The organism is Rhizobacter fulvus, from assembly GCF_964020785.1.
Map to the genome: position 1 here is coordinate 3765326 of NZ_OZ224516.1, position 15878 is coordinate 3781203.

The window sequence follows — 15878 nt, forward strand, 5'->3', positions numbered from 1 at the left end:
CGCCACCGTTTCACATCCTGTCCCGAGGAACATCCCATGAGCTTCCAGCAAGGTCTTTCCGGTCTGAACGCATCGAGCAAGAACCTCGAGGTGATCGGCAACAACGTCGCCAACGCCAACACGATCGGCGCCAAGTCGTCGCGGGCCGAGTTCGGCGACATGTACGCCAGTGCGATCAACGGCACCAGCATCGGCATCGGCGTGAACCTGCAGGCGGTGACGCAGCAGTTCACGCAGGGCAACATCACCACGACCGACAGCCCGCTCGACCTGGCGATCAACGGCAACGGCTTCTTCGAGGTCAGCAACGGCTCGCAGACGCTCTACACCCGCAACGGCCAGTTCCAGGCCGACAAGGACGGCTACCTGACCACCAACACCGGCCTGAAGCTGGTCGGCTACCCGGCCTCGAAGGACGGCACGATCCAGCCCGGCGCGGCCGTGCCGCTGCAGCTGCCCACCGGCGGCGTCGATCCGAACCCCACCAGCGGCATCACGGTCGAGATGAACCTCGATTCGCGCAAGGCGACCACGCTGCCCGCGACCGCGCCGCAGATCGACTTCACGAACGCCAAGACCTACAACGACGCGACCTCGGTCACCGTGTTCGACGCCAAGGGCCAGGACGTGGCGCTGACCTACTATTTCCAGAAGTCCGCCACCGACACCTGGAACGTCTACGCGACCGCGAACGGTGCGTCGGTCAACGTCGACGGCGCGGGCAACCCGCTGCCGATCACGACCATCAGCTTCCCGCCGGACGGCGGCACGCCGACCTCGCCGGTGGGCACCGTCGCGTTCGACGTGCCGTCGACCACCAATGCCGCCGGCGCCGCGACGCTCCCGATCACCGGCATCGCGCTGAACCTGACCGGCGCGACCCAGTTCGGTTCCGGCTTCGGCGTCACCAACATGACCCAGGACGGCTACGCCGCCGGCCTGCTGACGGGCGTGACCGTGGAGAAGAGCGGCATCGTGATGGCTACTTACTCGAACGGCCAGGCCAAGGCCGCGGGCCAGCTCGAGCTCGCGACCTTTCGCAACCCGCAGGGCCTGACCCCGCTCGGCGGCAACATGTGGGCGCGCAGCTACGCCTCCGGCGACCCGACGGTCGGCGCGCCGAGCACCGGCAACATCGGCGCGCTGCAGGCCGGCGCGCTCGAGGAATCGAACACCGACCTGACCGGCGAGCTCGTCGACATGATCACCGCGCAGCGCGTCTACCAGGCGAATGCACAGACGATCAAGACCCAGGACCAGGTGCTGCAGACGCTGGTCAACCTGCGCTGATCGATCAATCGACTGAGGGCTCGCGATGGACCGCATGATCTATCTGTCGATGTCGGGCGCGAAGGCGACGATGCAGCGCCAGGACACGCTCGCCAACAACATCGCGAACGTCTCGACGCCAGGCTTCCGCGCCGAGCTGCAGGCCTTCCGCGCGGTGCCGGTGGAGGGCAGCGGTGCGAGCACCCGGGTCTACGCGCTCGAGACGACCACCGGCTACGACGCCAGCGCCGGCCCGGTCACTGCGACCGGACGCAACCTCGACGTCGCCGTCAAGGGCAACAGCTGGCTCACGGTGCAGGCGCTCGACGGCACCGAGGCCTACACCCGCGGCGGCTCGCTCGAAGTCTCGAACGACGGCACGCTGACGACGCGCAGCGGCCTGCCCGTGCTCGGCGACGGCGGCCCGCTGCAGGTGCCGCCGAACGCCGCGGTCAGCATCGGCGCCGACGGCACCGTCAGCGCCAAGGGCACGGACGGCAAGAACACGGCGATCGGCAAACTGAAGCTGGTCACGCCCGAGACCGCGCTGAAGCGCGGTGACGACGGCCTGTTCCGCGGCGCGGACGGCGGCTCGCTCGCCGCCGACGACACCGCGCGCGTGCAGGATGGCGCGCTCGAAGGCTCGAACGTCAGCGCGGTCGAGTCGATGGTCTCGATGATCGCGGCGGCGCGCCAGTTCGAGGCCCAGATGAAGATGATCCAGACGGCCGAGGCCGACGAGAAGGCCGCGGCCCAGCTCCTGTCCACGACCTGACGCCACCCTCCTGGAAGAGCCGCCTCTCGAGGCGGCTTAAACTCGTCTTCACAGACCTCTCCAGGAGCCAGTCATGACGTTCATCAACGCTGCCGACGACAAGCAGCCCAAGGCCGACGCCAAGGTCGACAAGCTGGAAGACCAGCTCGCGTTCAAGTCCCGCTTCGTGCTCGTGTTCGGCGAGATCGACGACAAGGTCGCGTACGCCACCTGCCGCCGGCTGCTGGCCCTGTCCGAGGAATCGGAAGCGCCGATCACGATGCTGATCTCGTCGCCGGGCGGGCATGTCGAGTCGGGCGACGCGATCTTCGACCTGATCCGCTTCGTGCGCGCGCCGGTCACCACCGTCGGCAGCGGCTGGGTCGCCAGCGCCGGCGCGCACATCTTCCTGGCGCCGCCGAAAGAGCGTCGCCTGTGCCTGCCCAACACGCGCTTCATGATCCACCAGCCGGCCGGCGGCGCCGGTGGCCAGGCCACCGACATCGCCATCCAGGCCAAGGAAATCATCAAGGCCCGCGAGCGCCTGGCGCGCGTGGTCTCCAAGCAGACCGGTCAGTCCTACGAGAAGGTCGCCGCGGACATGGAGCGCGACTACTGGATGAGTGCGGACGAGGCGATCGCCTACGGCATCGTCGCGCGCACGATCGAGCGGCAAAAAGACCTGGCCTGATCCTGTGACGGGGGAGGGCACCGCCACTCACGCGGCAGATTCGCGCTACGCCTGGACGCGCCTGGCGGTCACGCTGGCGCTGATGACTCTGGGCAGCGGCGCGATGTACGTCGTCGCGGTCGTGTTGCCGGCGGTGCAGGCCGAGTTCGGTGTCGCGCGCGCCGACGCGTCACTGCCCTACACCTTGATGATGGTCGGCTTCGGGCTCGGCGGCGTGGCGATGGGCAAGCTGGCCGATCGGTTCGGCGTGATGTGGGTGGTGCTGATCGGCGCGTTCGGCATCGGCTCCGGCTTCGTCGCCGCCGGGCTGTCGGGCAGCCTGACGGGCTTCGCGCTGGCGCACGGCGTGCTGCTCGGCGCGGTCGGCAGCTCGACGACCTTTGCGCCGCTGGTGGCGGACACCTCGCTCTGGTTCGTGCGCCGGCGCGGCATCGCGGTGGCGATCTGTGCCAGCGGCAATTACCTCGGCGGCGCGCTCTGGCCGCCGATCGTGCAGCATTTCGTCGAGACGAGCGGCTGGCGCGCCACCTACATCGGCCTCGGGATCTTCAGCGGCGTCACGATGGCGGCGCTGGCCGTGCTGATGCGGCCCCGCCCGCCGATCGCGGTGGCCACCGCCGCGGCCCGCCAGACCGGCGTCGTGCCGTCGACGCGCCCGTTCGGCCTGTCGATGGGCCACGCCCAGACGCTGCTGTGCATCGCCGGTGTCGCCTGCTGCGTCGCGATGGCAATGCCGCAGGTCCACATCGTCGCGTACTGCAGCGACCTCGGCTTCGGCGCCGCGCGCGGCGCGCAGATGCTGTCGCTGATGCTCGCTGCCGGCATCGTCAGCCGGCTCGTCTCGGGCCTGATCTGCGACCGCATCGGCGGGCTGCGCACGCTGCTGCTCGGCTCGGTGCTGCAGGGCGTGGCGCTGCTGCTGTTCCTGCCGTTCGACGGGCTCGTGTCGCTCTACGTGATCTCGGCGCTGTTCGGGCTGTTCCAGGGCGGCATCGTGCCGAGCTACGCGATCATCGTGCGCGAGCACTTCCCCGCCGCCGAGGCCGGCGCACGCGTCGGCACCGTGATCATGGCGACGCTGTTCGGCATGGCGCTGGGCGGATGGATGTCGGGCAAGGTCTTCGACCTGACCGGTTCGTACCATGCCGCGTTCCTGAACGGCATCGGCTGGAACCTGCTGAACCTGACGATCGCGGTGTTCCTGCTGAGCCGGGTGCGGGCCCTGGCACGCCGCGGCGCGCCGGCGGCGGCGTAGTGCCGGTCAGGTCGGCGCGAGCGCCCGGGGCCGCCGAAACTCGGTCGCGTAGGCGGCGAGCGCGAGCAGCGCCAGCACGCCGCCGAGCAGGCTCAGACCGTCCCAGCCGTGGAATGCATAGATCGCCGCGGCGGAGCCCGACGCGATCGCCGCGCACAGGAACACGAAGGTCATGAACAGCGCGTTGAGGCGGCCGCGCAGTTCCGGCGCGAGCATGTAGAGGCTGCGGATGCTCAGGACCTGGCAGACCTGCACGGCGGCGTCGACCAGCAGCGCCGCGACCACCAGACCGGCGAGCGAATGCAGGTGCACCGCCACCGCGCCGATCGCGAACGACACGGCCACGGTGGCCATCGCGACGCCGGTTGCCACCCGCGTCAGGCCGCGGTCGGCCAGCCGTCCCGCCCAGGGTGCGGCGAGCGCGCCGGCCGCGCCGGCCAGCGCGAACAGCGCAATGCCGGCCTGGCCGAGCCCGTACTGGTGGGCGAGCACGAGCGGCACGGCCGTCCAGAAGGCCTGGAAGGTCGCGAACATCAGGCCCTGATAGAGCGCCCGACGGCGCAGCAGCGGCGTGCGCCACAGGATGCCGGGCAGGGACTGCAGCGTGCGCGCATAGCCGACCGACCCGTGCGGCACGCGCTCGGGCAACGCACGCGCGATCACCACCATCAGCACGGCCATCAGGGCCGCCGAGACGGCGAACACCGCACGCCAGCCGAACGCCGCCGCCACCAGGCTCGAGAACGGCCGCGCAAGCATGATGCCGGCGAGCAACCCGGCCATCACGTTGCCGACCACCGTGCCGCGCGTCGCGTCGGGCGCCAGGTGCGACGCGAACGGCACCAGCACCTGCGCGGCGACGGCGCAGGTCCCGACGACGAACGATGCCGCGAGGAAGGTCAGGGCCGACATGGATGCGGCCGCGCCGACCAGCCCGGCCACCGCGCCGCCCATTGCGAGCAGGATCAGGCGCCGGTTCTCGATCACATCGGCCAGCGGGACGAGCAGGATCAGACCCGCGCCGTAGCCCAGCTGGGTCAGCGTCATCACCAGGCCGGCGAGCCCGGCGTGGAGGTCGAGCGCGGTCGAGATCGGCTCGATCAGCGGCTGCGCGAAATAGATGTTTGCCACGCACAGCCCGCAGCCGATGGCGAAGAGCCAGGTCAGTCCCGCGGACAGGCCGTCGGGTGCGGAGGTCGAGGTCTTGGCGTTCATGGGCGTACTGCGAGGCATGGCGATGGCGCCCGGATTGTCGATGCGCGCCGGCCGATCCGTTGTCCCAGGGCCATTGCGGCGATTCGCCGGCGGGCGGGAAGTGACCGGAAAACCGCCCGCTTATCCGCTCATCCGGCTCTGCGGCGGCGGCCCATGATCGCCAGCATTACCGGAGCACCGCCATGATGCGTTCCCTGTGGATTTCGAAGACCGGCATGGAGGCCCAGCAGACCCAGCTGGACACCATCTCGCACAACCTGGCCAACGCCTCGACCAACGGCTACAAGAAGTCGCACGCGGTGTTCGAGGACCTGATGTACCAGAACCTGCGCCAGGCCGGGGCCAACAGCACCGACCAGTCGACCCTGCCGACCGGGCTGCAGCTCGGCCTGGGCACGCGGGCGGTCGCGACCTCGCGCAGCTTCACGCAGGGCAACCTGCAGCAGAGCAGCAACCCGCTCGACGTCGCCGTCAGCGGCCAGGGCTTCTTCCAGGTGCAGATGCCCGACGGCACCACCGGCTACACCCGCGACGGCTCTTTCCAGGTCAACGCCACCGGCCAGCTGGTGACGAACAACGGCCATACCGTGCAGCCCGGCATCACGATCCCGGCCAACGCGACCAGCGTGACGATCGGCAACGACGGCACCGTCAGCGTGGTGCTGCCCGCGCAGACCACGCCGCAGGCGGTCGGCAAGATCCAGACGGCGACCTTCATCAACCCGGCCGGTCTCGACCCGCTGGGCCAGAACATCTACGCCGAGACCGCGGCCTCGGGCACGCCGAACCCCGGCACGCCGGGGCAGAACGGCCTGGGCATCCTGCAGCAGGGATTCGTCGAGACCTCGAACGTGAACGTCGTCGAGGAATTGGTCGGCATGATCCAGACCCAGCGCGCCTACGAGCTGAACTCGAAGGCGATCAAGACCTCGGACGAGATGCTCGCCCGACTGACGCAGCTGTGAGCGCGCCCATGATCCGTCTTTCGCTGGTCGCGCTGGCCGTCGCCACGCTCGCCTTTGCCGGCTGCGAGACCGCCAGCGAGCGTCTGAACAAGCGCCCGCCGGTCGACGTGCTGAAGACCGAGGCGGTTCGTCCCGAGCCTGTCGTCGTCACGCCGATCAGCAACGGCTCGATCTTCCAGGCCGGCCAGTACCGGCCGCTGTTCGAGGACCACCGCGCGCGGCTGGTCGGCGACACCTTGACGGTGCAGATCGTCGAGAAGGTCAGCGCCACGCAGAAGAGCACCAGCTCGATCGACAAGTCCGGTGGCCTCGCGGCCGGCGTGACCGCGATCCCGGGCTTCGCCGCCAATTCGTTCACGCCGGCGCGCGCGACGCTCGGCGCCACGTCGAGCAACACCTTCGCCGGCAAGGGCAGCACCGAGAACAGCAACGATTTCTCCGGCACCATCACCGCGACCGTGCTCGAGGTGCTGCCCAACGGCCACCTCTTGATCTCGGGCGAGAAGCAGATCGGTGTCAACCACAACGTCGACGTGCTGCGCTTCTCCGGCCAGGTCGACCCGCGCGCGATCCAGGCCGGCAACAGCGTGGCCTCGGCGCAGATCGCCAACGTGCGCATCGAGCAGCGCGGCAAGGGCCAGCAGGCCGATGCGCAGGGAATAGGCTGGTTGGGACGCTTCTTTTTGAACGTTCTCCCGATCTAGCGTTCTTCAGAATCGGGTTCATCAACCGATGGCCCGCCATGATCAACACCGACAAAATCGTTCGCCGACTGATCGCCCTGACCGCGGTGCTGGCCTCGGCCGCCGTCTGGTGGCCCGCCCCGGCCCAGGCGATGCGCCTGAAGGAAGTCGCCTCGGTGCAGGGGGTCCGCACCAACCAGCTGGTCGGCTACGGCCTGGTCGTCGGCCTCGACGGCACCGGTGACCAGACCACCTCCACCCCGTTCACCACGCAGAGCATCAACGCGCTGCTGCAGCAGATGGGCGTCACGGTGCCGGCCGGCACCAGCATGCAGCTGAAGAACGTCGCCGCGGTGATGGTGACGGCGCAACTGCCGCCGTTCGCGCAGCCGGGCCAGCAGGTCGACGTGACGGTCTCGTCGCTCGGCAACGCCAAGTCGCTGCGCGGCGGCACGCTGATCGCCACGCCGCTGAAGGGCGCCGACGGCCAGATCTACGCGCTGGCCCAGGGCAACCTGGTGGTCGGCGGCGCCGGCGCCTCGGCGGCCGGCTCCAAGGTCCAGATCAACCACCTGAGCGCCGGCCGCGTGCCCGAAGGCGCGACCGTCGAGCGCGCTGTGCCGACGCCGCTGAACCAGGGCGAGTACCTGCAGCTCGACCTGAACGCCAACGACTACAACACCGCCCGCGAAGTGGCCCGTGCCGTCAACGCCAAGATGGGTGCCGGCGTCGCGCAGGCACTGGACGGCCGCGTCGTGCGCGTGCGCATGCCGGTCAGCACCGATGCGCGCGTCGCCTTCATGGCCGACATCGAGAACCTGCCGCTCGAGCTGGCCGCACCGGCCGCCAAGGTGGTGATCAACGCGCGCACCGGCTCGGTCGTCGTCAACCAGACCGTCACGCTGAACGCCTGTGCGGTCGCGCACGGCAGCCTGTCGGTCACGATCAACTCGACGCCGATGGTGAGCCAGCCCGGCCCGCTGTCGAACGGCACGACGGTTTCGCGCGACAAGGCCGACATCACGATCAAGCAGGAGCCCGGCTCGCTGATCCAGCTGCCGGCGGGCACCAAGCTGGCCGACGTCGTCAAGGCGCTGAACTCGCTCGGCGCGACGCCGCAGGATCTGCTCGCGATCCTGCAGGCGATGAAGACCGCCGGGGCACTGAACGCGGAAATCGAGGTGATCTGACCATGGCGATCTCCGGCCTTTCCGCGACGACCGGCGACGCCGGCGCACTGGATCCGACCGGCAGCGCCTTGCGGGCGCGGGCGGCGAGCGACCCCAAGGCCGCCATCCGCATGGCCGCCAAGCAGTTCGAGGCGATGTTCATGCAGCAGCTGATGAAGAGCATGCGCGAGTCGTCGCTGGGCACCGGGCTGCTCGAGAACTCGGGCACGCAGATGGGCACCGAGATGCTGGACACCCAGTTCGCCAACAAGATGAGCGGCGCGCCCGGCGGTCTGGCCGACGTGATCGCACGCCAGCTCGAGCGCCAGATGAACGGCGTCGCGTCCGCCGTGCAGGCGGCGATCCCCGCGGCGAGCGCGGCCGGCGCGCCGATGGGTGGCGCGGCAAAGATCAATCCGAGCCAGGAAGAATTCCTGCGGATGCACCAGCAATCGGCCGCCGGCGCGCAGGCGCAGACCGGCATCCCCGCGACCTTCATGGTCGCGCAGGCGGCGCACGAGTCGGGCTGGGGCAAGCACGAGATCCGCAATGCCGACGGCAGCAACTCGCACAACCTGTTCGGCATCAAGGCCGGCGCGAACTGGAAGGGCCAGGTCACGCGGGTCGTCACGACCGAGGTGATCGACGGCCAGCCGCGCAAGGTGGTGGCGAAGTTCCGCGCCTACGCGAGCTACGACGAATCCTTCCGCGACTACGCGCAACTGATGAAGGACAACCCGCGCTATGCGCAGGTCGTCGCCGCCGGCAACAACGCGCAGGGTTTCGCGCAGGGGCTGCAGAAGGCCGGCTACGCGACCGACCCGGCCTACGCCGCCAAGCTGACCCGCGTCATCAACACCACGCTGCGCTTGCAGCAGGCCACGCTGCGCGCGCCGCAGACGCTGGCATGAAAGGCCTGCGATGAGCGTCCTGATGTCGATCGGCAAGACCGCGATGTTCGCGAGCTACGCCGCGCTGCAGACCGTCGGCAACAACATCGCCAACGCGAACACGGCCGGCTACTCGCGCCAGACCACGGTGCTGGCCGATGCGCCGGGGCAGTTCACCGGTTCGGGCTTCTTCGGCCGCGGTGTCGACGTGACGACCGTTTCGCGTTCGTACGACAAGTACCTGACCAACCAGGCCGTCGGCACCGGCTCGGTGGCCGCGGCCGACGCGGCGCGGGTGGACAAGCTCACGCAGCTCGAGAACGTCTTTCCGATCGGCACCACGGGCGTCGGCTACGCCGCCGGCGAGTTCCTGAACTCGTTCGTCGACCTGTCCAACAACCCGGCCGATTCGTCGGCGCGCCAGGTCGTGCTGAGCCAGGCGCAGGATCTGGCTTCGCGCTTCCGCGCGGCGGCCGACCAGCTCGGCGCGCTGCAGGCCGGCGTCACGCAGGACGTGAAGACCTCGGTCGCGGGCCTGAACACGATGGCGCAGCAGGTCGCCAAGCTCAACGAGCAGATTGCCGCGCTGCAGGGCGCCGGGCAGCCGCCGAACCAGCTGCTGGACGAGCGCGACCGGCTCGTCAGCCAGATCGCGGGCACGATCAACGTCACCACCATCCAGGCCGACGACGGCAGCGTGGGGCTGTTCATCGGTGGCGGGCAGAACCTCGTGCTGGGCGCCAAGGCGAACACGGTCAAGGCGGTGCCCGACACCTTCGACCCGGCCAAGGTGATGCTCACGATGGCCGAGGGCGGCTTCGACCGGATCATCCCGCCGGACAGCCTGGCGGGCGGATCGCTCTCCGGCCTGCTGAGGTTCCAGAACGAGGACCTGACGGCTGCCAACAACCTGCTGGGCCAGATGGCCGCCGGCCTCAGCGGCGCGATCAACGGCCAGCAGGCGCTCGGCCTCGACCTGGGCCAGCCTTCTGGCGCCGGCGCCCCGATCTTCGCGGTCGGCGCGCCGCGCGTGCTCGATGCGCGCGCGAACACCGGCACGGCCGTGCTCGGCATCACGATCGACGATTCGTCCCAGGTGCAGGCGAGCGACTACGAACTCGCATTCGACGGTACCAATTACTCGCTGACGCGCCTGAGCGACAACACCGCGGTGGCCGGCAGCCCCTACACGCCGGCGCAACTGACGGCCGGCGTGCAACTCGACGGCATCACCTTGCAGCTCACCGGTGGCACCGCCGCGAACGGCGACCGCTTCCTGCTGCAGCCGGTGGGCAACGCCGCGCAGAGCATGCAAAGCGTGCTGGGCAGCACCAAGGGCCTGGCGGCTGCGGCGCCGTTCACCGGCAGCACCGGCATCAACAACGCCGGCACCGCGACGATCGCGTCGCTCAGCGCGGTCGATCCCGCTTACGACGGCACGCTGAGCACCGCGATCACGTTCACCTCCGCCACCGGGGACTACGCGTGGACGATGAGCGACGGCTCTTCCGGCACCGGCACCTGGACGGCCGGCAGCCCGATCACGCTGAACGGCTTCGCGCTGAACCTGAACGGCGTGCCGAAGAGCGGCGACACCCTCGGCGTCGTGCCGACCGTGTCGGTCGGCTCGAACAACGGCAATGCACTCGCGTTCGCGCGCCTGGCCGACCAGGGCATCGTCGCGTCGGCCGGCGGCGCCGGCACGAGTGCGCCGGCGCAGTCGATCACCGACGCGTACGCGAGCGCACTGGCCAACATCGGCGTGCGCGTGCAGGGCGGCAAGACGGCGGCCTCGATCTCGAGCGCGACCGCAAGCGAGGCCGAGTCGGCACGGGCCAACAAGGCCGGCGTCAACCTCGACGAGGAAGCCGCCAAGCTGATCCAGTACCAGCAGAGCTACCAGGCCGCCGCCAAGATCCTCCAGGTCGCACAGTCGATCTTCGACACCATCCTGCAGACGGCAGCCCGCTGAACGAGACGGACACCCCCATGCGCATCAGCACCACCAACAGCTACAACACGTCGCTCGACTCGTTGATGGACCGCCAGTCCCGGCTGGCCGAGACGCAGGAACAGATGACGACCGGCAAGCGCGTCAACCGCGCCAGCGACGACCCGGCCGCCGCGGCGCGCGCGGAGCGCGCACTGGCGTCGGAGCGGCGCAGCGTCGCCAGCCAGCGGGCCGTGGATGCGAGCGACAACGCGATGCGCCTAACCGAAGGTGCGCTCGGCGACGCCGGCGACCTGCTGCAGACCGCGCGCGAGGCGCTGGTTTCGGCCGGCAATCCGACCTTCAGCGACAAGGAGCGGCTCGGCGTCGCGAACCAGCTCGCCGACCTGCGGGCGCAGCTGCTCGCGGTGGCGAACCGCACCGACAGCGCCGGCATCCACCTGTTCGGTGGCCAGGGCGCGATCCAGGCGCCGTTCACCGACCTGCCCGGCGGCGTGCAGTTCCAGGGCGCGTCGGGCCAGACGCAGGCCGCGAGCAGCGATGCGCTGCCGCTGACCATCGACGGCGAATCGACCTGGATGCAGGCGCGCAACGGCAACGGCGTGTTCGTTGCCAGCGCCGTCACCAGCACCGGCAGCGCATGGATCGACTCCGGCAACGTGATCGATCCGTCGGCGCTGACCGGTTCCACCTACAGCCTGCAGTTCAGCGTGAGCGGCGCCAGCACCACCTACTCGGTCCTGAAGGACGGCCTGCCGACGTCACAGACCAATGTCGCCTACAGCAGCGGCCAGGCAATCCAGGTCGAGGGCATGTCGACCAAGGTCACCGGCCAGCCGGCCGACGGCGATGCATTCCAGCTTGCGCCGTCGAGCTCGAACCTCAGCGTGTTCGACGCGCTCGACAAGGCCATCGCCGAGCTGAAGACGCCCGGCCGCACGGGCACGCAGATCGCCCAATCGAACGTCGAGAACCTGGCGAACATCGATGCGGTGATGGGCCAGGTCGCGGCGGGCCGCAGCCAGGTCGGCGCGACGATGAACCGCGTCGACGCGGTGACCGAGCGCCTGTCGGCGCTGAAGCTGTCGAGCCAGACCGAACGCGCCCACGCCGAGGACCTGGACATGACGCAGGCGATCTCCGACTTCTCGAACCAGCAGACCGGCTACGATGCGGCCCTGAAGGCCTATTCGATGGTGCAGCGGCTGTCGCTGTTCAACTATCTCAACACGTGACATGAATCTTCGCGAGCCGGTGGCATGAGCGACATCACGATCCTGGGGCAGGTCGCCCTCGGCTATTCACCGTTCATCGACCGCCAGCGCGCCGTCACCGCCACCCGCCTGACCGTGTTCCCCTTGCGGCCCGATGCGGTGCTGGATGTCGGGCAGCTGCTGCACGAGGTCGGCAATGTCTGGCCGGCGAGCGGCGCGCGCGTGTCGCTCAATCTCGTCAGCGAGAGCCTGCTGCAGGAACTGCTGCTCGCTCAGCCGACGGCCAACCTGATGGTCGAGGTGCCCGCGTTCATGGCCGCGGACGAGGCCAATGTCGACGCGCTGGTCGCGCTGCACAAGAACGGCAGCACGCTGCTGCTGAAGGGCCGCCCGCTGAAGGAGCTGCCGCGCGCGGTGCTGCCGTGCTTCAAGTATTCGATCATCGACATCGCCGACGACCGGCGCGTGAACGATCCGCATGCGCCGACCGGCGTGACCCGCAGCATCGCGCACGTGCAGTCGGGCGTGCGCACGGTGGCCGACATGGAAGGCGCGTTCGCGCGCGGCGCCGAGGCCGTGCTCGGCTGGCCGATCGACGATGCCGTCACGACGACCGCCGCCCGCAGCGGGCAGGCCGTGGCAGCGCCCGGCATGCAGACCATCGCCGAGCTGATTCGCCAGGTCGACAAGGAAGAGCCGATCGAGAAGCTCGAGACCACGCTCAAGCGCGATCCTGCGCTGGCATTCAAGTTGCTGCGCTACATCAATTCGCCGGCGTTCGGCCTGCGCGTCGAGATCAGCTCGTTCCGCCACGCGATCATGATGCTCGGCTACCAGCGCCTGAAGCGCTGGCTCGCGCTGCTGCTGGCCACCGCCAGCAAGGACGTGAACCTGAAGCCGGTGATGTTCGCGGCGGTGCGCCGCGGGCTGTTGATGGAAGAGCTGGTGCGCGGCAGCGGCGACGAGGAGATGCGCAACGAGATGTTCATCTGTGGCGTGTTCTCGCTGCTCGACCGGATGTTCCAGCAGCCGTTCTCGAAACTGCTCGAATCGATCCCGGTGCCCGAGCGGGTGCGCCAGGCGCTGGCCGATGGTGAGGGGCCGTACCAGCCCTACGTGGAGCTCGTGCAGGCGATCGAGAACGAGGCGCTGTTCGACTTCCGCGAGGCGGCCGACCGCCTGATGATGAGCGTCAGCGAGATCAACCGCGCCGAGTTGCGCGCGTTGATGTCCGCCAGCGAGCTGGAATAACCTGGCCTGAGCATGGCATCGGACCGGCCGTGGTTCGGCGCCGCGGCGTGGCGGCGGCTTCGCGATCTGGGGCCAGCCGCTCGGCGCGAGCGCGAGCGGGCGTTCGCCCGCCTCGCGCGCGATTGCGAGCTGATGTTCGACCTGCCCGGCGTCGGCATCGCCTTTGTTCGCGACGATCGAATCCAGCGGGCCAACGCCGCGCTGGCGGATCTGGTCGGCTGCCGCGCGGACGAACTGGCCGGCGTGCGCCTGGCCGACCTGTTCGCCCAGGCCGCTCCGGAGGCCGATGGCGGTTGGCGCGGCGAACGGCCGCTGCACTGCCGCGAGGGCCGTGTGCTGTGGGTGCAGGCGAGCCAGCGCGCGGTCGTCGCCGGCGAACCCGGCGGTGAAACGATCGCGTCGTTCGTCAATGTCGATGCGCGGCATCGGGCCGAGCACGCCGTCGCGCGGCAGGCCGAGCGCACGCGCGCGATCCTGGATTCGGCACTGGTCGGCATCGTCACCGTCGGCGCGCAGGGCATCGAGTGGATGAACCGCTCGGCTCGGCGGATGTTCGGCGGCGACCTGGCGACGTTCGTGAACCTGCCGATCTCGACGGTCGCGACCGCGGAACCCGACCACCCGCTGCGGCGTACCGACGCCTGGGGCGGGCTGGTCGAAGGCGAGACCGAGACCTTCGAATGCCGGCTCCAGGCGCGCGACGGCCGCCAGTTCTGGGTCGTCGGCAACGTCGTCTCGACCGCACGCGATGCCGGCGATCGCCAGTTGACCTACGCACTGCTCGACATCGAACGGCGGCGCGACGCCGAGGCACGCATGTCGCAGGCCCAGGCGCAACTGCAGCGCATCATCGAGGCGGCGCCGCTCGCGATCGCGCTGCGCGACGCGCAGAGCCTGCGGGTATTGCAGGTCAATGCCGTCGCGGCCGCGAACGCGCACGACGCACCCGGCGGGCTGATCGGCTGCACGCCGGAGGAAACCCATGCCCCCGAAGTCGCGGCGCAGCAGCGGGCCGACATGCAGCACGCGCTCGCCGCGTCGGAGGTGACGACGAGGGAATACCGCGTCGAGCGCGACGGCGCGGTCCGCATCTGGGACACGCGCTACCTGCCGCTCGCCAGCCACCTCGGTGCGCCGCCGGACCAGCTGCTGACCGTGGCGACCGACGTGACCGAGCAACGTGCGGCGCAGGAAGCCCGCCTTGCGGCGGCGATCGAGCAGCGCGAGATGCTCGTGCGCGAGGTCCATCACCGCATCAAGAACAACCTGCAAGGGGTGGCCGGCCTCCTCGAACAAATTGCGCAACGCAAGCCCGAGGTCGCCGAGCCGATCGCCGAGGTCGTCAGCCAGGTGCACGCGATCGCGCAGGTCTACGGGCTGCAGGTGGGGCAGGGCGGGCCGCTGCAGTTGACGCAGGTGGTCGAGGCGATCGCCGCGTCGGTGCAGCGCACGTTCGGGCGTTCGATCCGCGTCGAGGTCGGCGGCGCGACGCTGGCGCATTGGGCGCTGCCCGAGGCCGAGGCGATCCCGATCGCGCTGACGCTGAACGAGCTGCTGACGAACGCGATCAAGCACTGCACGCCGTCCGCCGGCGCCGAACTGGCCTGCGCGTTGACGGCCAGCGACGACGTCCTGCAGGTGGTGATCTCGAATCCGGCCACCCTCGCGCCCGGCTTCAGCCTGGCGCGCGTGCCGGGTGGCGTTTCCGGGCTCGGGCTGGTTCGTGCGCTGCTGCCGCGCCGCAGTGCCCACCTGACGCTGGAGCAGCGGGCCGAGCGGGTCGTCGCGATGCTCGTACTTCGCCCGCCCTGCATCGTTTCCACTGACCATCCGTAAACGATTGCAAATTCACCCGCGCGGTGGCGACCTGTCGTGATGAACCGCACGGCGTTTCGGCACCTACGCATCGCTTGCAGAAACGTCACGCTGCGCCTCGTTCGTGGCATCGCCGAAAATCGACTCGCACATGACAAATGACGATTCCGACACGATCCTGGTCGTCGACGACGACCGGTTGGTCCTGGCCACCCTGGCGCACGGGTTGTCCCAGGCAGGCTACCGGGTCATCGACGCCGACAACGGCGACGACGCGATCCTGCTCGCACGCGAGCATCGACCCGATCTGGCGCTGCTGGACATCCGCATGCAGGGCATGAGCGGGTTCGATGTCGCCGCCTGCCTGCGGCAGACCAGCCGCGTGCCGTTCATGTTCCTGTCGGCGTTCTGCGATGCCCACACCACCGCGCAGGCGGCCGCGCTGGGCGCCATCGCCTGCCTGACCAAGCCGCTGGACATCCGCCAGATCCTGCCTGCCGTGGCGCAGGCGCTGGCGCAGTTGCGGTCGGCGCGCCAGGCCACGCCTGTGGCGCCGGCTTCCGACGCGGTCCGCTCGCCCGAGGTGCTGATGGCGGTCGGCGTGCTGATGCACCGCCATTCGCTGGCCCGCGAAACCGCGCTCGAACAGCTCCGCCACATGGCGGCGGCCGAGCGGCTGTCGCTGGACGAACACGCCCGGCGCCTGGTGCGCGCGGTCGAGATGCTCGCGTTGCCCGTCGCGGCCTGATCCGCGCC

The 15878-nt window shown here is 69.7% G+C and carries 14 protein-coding genes; 13 read left to right on the forward strand and 1 reads right to left on the reverse strand.

What is annotated here, in order from left to right; all coding sequences use genetic code 11:
- Window positions 1-36 precede the first annotated feature (36 nt).
- From flgE to ACWH49_RS17885, 4 genes are all read left to right on the forward strand, one after another.
- Window positions 37-1290 carry a flagellar hook protein FlgE gene (gene flgE / locus ACWH49_RS17870; RefSeq protein ID WP_448172684.1) on the forward strand — a complete coding sequence of 418 codons (1254 nt, stop codon included), beginning with the start codon at window positions 37-39 and terminating at the stop codon, window positions 1288-1290.
- 25 nt (window positions 1291-1315) lie between these two features.
- Entirely contained in the window at window positions 1316-2044 is a 729-nt protein-coding gene (gene flgF, locus ACWH49_RS17875) for a flagellar basal-body rod protein FlgF (RefSeq protein WP_056462624.1), read from the forward strand.
- 73 nt (window positions 2045-2117) lie between these two features.
- Window positions 2118-2714, forward strand: coding sequence for an ATP-dependent Clp protease proteolytic subunit (locus ACWH49_RS17880; RefSeq protein WP_448172685.1), 597 nt, complete (start codon window positions 2118-2120; stop codon window positions 2712-2714).
- Window positions 2715-2718: 4 nt separating this feature from the next.
- On the forward strand, window positions 2719-3969 hold the full coding sequence (locus ACWH49_RS17885) for an MFS transporter (RefSeq protein ID WP_448172686.1): 1251 nt from the start codon (window positions 2719-2721) through the stop codon (window positions 3967-3969).
- Between the two features lie 6 nt (window positions 3970-3975).
- On the opposite strand, the gene ACWH49_RS17890 is transcribed toward ACWH49_RS17885, so the two are convergent.
- On the reverse strand, window positions 3976-5184 hold the full coding sequence (locus tag ACWH49_RS17890; protein ID WP_448172687.1) for an MFS transporter: 1209 nt from the start codon (window positions 5182-5184) through the stop codon (window positions 3976-3978).
- A 182-nt stretch (window positions 5185-5366) separates the two neighbouring features.
- Between ACWH49_RS17890 and flgG the strand changes: the two genes are divergently transcribed.
- The 9 genes from flgG to ACWH49_RS17935 all read left to right on the forward strand — a co-directional run bounded on the left by flgG (window position 5367) and on the right by ACWH49_RS17935 (window position 15870).
- Window positions 5367-6149, forward strand: coding sequence for a flagellar basal-body rod protein FlgG (flgG, locus tag ACWH49_RS17895; protein WP_056462633.1), 783 nt, complete (start codon window positions 5367-5369; stop codon window positions 6147-6149).
- Window positions 6150-6157: 8 nt separating this feature from the next.
- A complete protein-coding gene (locus ACWH49_RS17900) occupies window positions 6158-6853 on the forward strand; it encodes a flagellar basal body L-ring protein FlgH (RefSeq protein ID WP_448172688.1) in 696 nt (231 codons plus the stop codon).
- A 38-nt stretch (window positions 6854-6891) separates the two neighbouring features.
- Window positions 6892-8022, forward strand: coding sequence for a flagellar basal body P-ring protein FlgI (locus ACWH49_RS17905; protein ID WP_448172689.1), 1131 nt, complete (start codon window positions 6892-6894; stop codon window positions 8020-8022).
- Window positions 8023-8024: 2 nt separating this feature from the next.
- The gene (flgJ, locus tag ACWH49_RS17910; RefSeq protein WP_448172690.1) at window positions 8025-8912 is read left to right on the forward strand and encodes a flagellar assembly peptidoglycan hydrolase FlgJ; all 888 of its coding nucleotides are present in this window, start codon (window positions 8025-8027) and stop codon (window positions 8910-8912) included.
- A gap of 10 nt (window positions 8913-8922) precedes the next feature.
- Window positions 8923-10863, forward strand: a complete 1941-nt coding sequence (gene flgK / locus ACWH49_RS17915; RefSeq protein ID WP_448172691.1) for a flagellar hook-associated protein FlgK — start codon at window positions 8923-8925, stop codon at window positions 10861-10863.
- Window positions 10864-10880: 17 nt separating this feature from the next.
- On the forward strand, window positions 10881-12077 hold the full coding sequence (flgL, locus tag ACWH49_RS17920) for a flagellar hook-associated protein FlgL (protein ID WP_448172692.1): 1197 nt from the start codon (window positions 10881-10883) through the stop codon (window positions 12075-12077).
- 24 nt (window positions 12078-12101) lie between these two features.
- Window positions 12102-13307 (forward strand): EAL and HDOD domain-containing protein, encoded by a 1206-nt coding sequence (locus ACWH49_RS17925; protein ID WP_448172693.1) that lies wholly within the window; start codon window positions 12102-12104, stop codon window positions 13305-13307.
- Between the two features lie 12 nt (window positions 13308-13319).
- On the forward strand, window positions 13320-15143 hold the full coding sequence (locus tag ACWH49_RS17930; RefSeq protein WP_448172694.1) for a PAS domain-containing protein: 1824 nt from the start codon (window positions 13320-13322) through the stop codon (window positions 15141-15143).
- Window positions 15144-15273: 130 nt separating this feature from the next.
- Window positions 15274-15870, forward strand: a complete 597-nt coding sequence (locus tag ACWH49_RS17935) for an ANTAR domain-containing response regulator (protein WP_448172695.1) — start codon at window positions 15274-15276, stop codon at window positions 15868-15870.
- The last annotated feature ends 8 nt before the right edge of the window (window positions 15871-15878 follow it).

Coding starts and splice junctions, on each gene's coding strand:
- flgG (WP_056462633.1), top strand. CDS start 5,367: ATGATGCGTTCCCTGTGGATTTCGAAGACCGGCATGGAGGCCCAGCAG.
- flgJ (WP_448172690.1), top strand. CDS start 8,025: ATGGCGATCTCCGGCCTTTCCGCGACGACCGGCGACGCCGGCGCACTG.
- ACWH49_RS17905 (WP_448172689.1), top strand. CDS start 6,892: ATGATCAACACCGACAAAATCGTTCGCCGACTGATCGCCCTGACCGCG.
- flgL (WP_448172692.1), top strand. CDS start 10,881: ATGCGCATCAGCACCACCAACAGCTACAACACGTCGCTCGACTCGTTG.
- ACWH49_RS17935 (WP_448172695.1), top strand. CDS start 15,274: ATGACAAATGACGATTCCGACACGATCCTGGTCGTCGACGACGACCGG.
- ACWH49_RS17880 (WP_448172685.1), top strand. CDS start 2,118: ATGACGTTCATCAACGCTGCCGACGACAAGCAGCCCAAGGCCGACGCC.
- flgE (WP_448172684.1), top strand. CDS start 37: ATGAGCTTCCAGCAAGGTCTTTCCGGTCTGAACGCATCGAGCAAGAAC.
- ACWH49_RS17900 (WP_448172688.1), top strand. CDS start 6,158: ATGATCCGTCTTTCGCTGGTCGCGCTGGCCGTCGCCACGCTCGCCTTT.
- flgK (WP_448172691.1), top strand. CDS start 8,923: ATGAGCGTCCTGATGTCGATCGGCAAGACCGCGATGTTCGCGAGCTAC.
- ACWH49_RS17925 (WP_448172693.1), top strand. CDS start 12,102: ATGAGCGACATCACGATCCTGGGGCAGGTCGCCCTCGGCTATTCACCG.
- flgF (WP_056462624.1), top strand. CDS start 1,316: ATGGACCGCATGATCTATCTGTCGATGTCGGGCGCGAAGGCGACGATG.
- ACWH49_RS17930 (WP_448172694.1), top strand. CDS start 13,320: ATGGCATCGGACCGGCCGTGGTTCGGCGCCGCGGCGTGGCGGCGGCTT.
- ACWH49_RS17890 (WP_448172687.1), bottom strand. CDS start 5,184: ATGAACGCCAAGACCTCGACCTCCGCACCCGACGGCCTGTCCGCGGGA.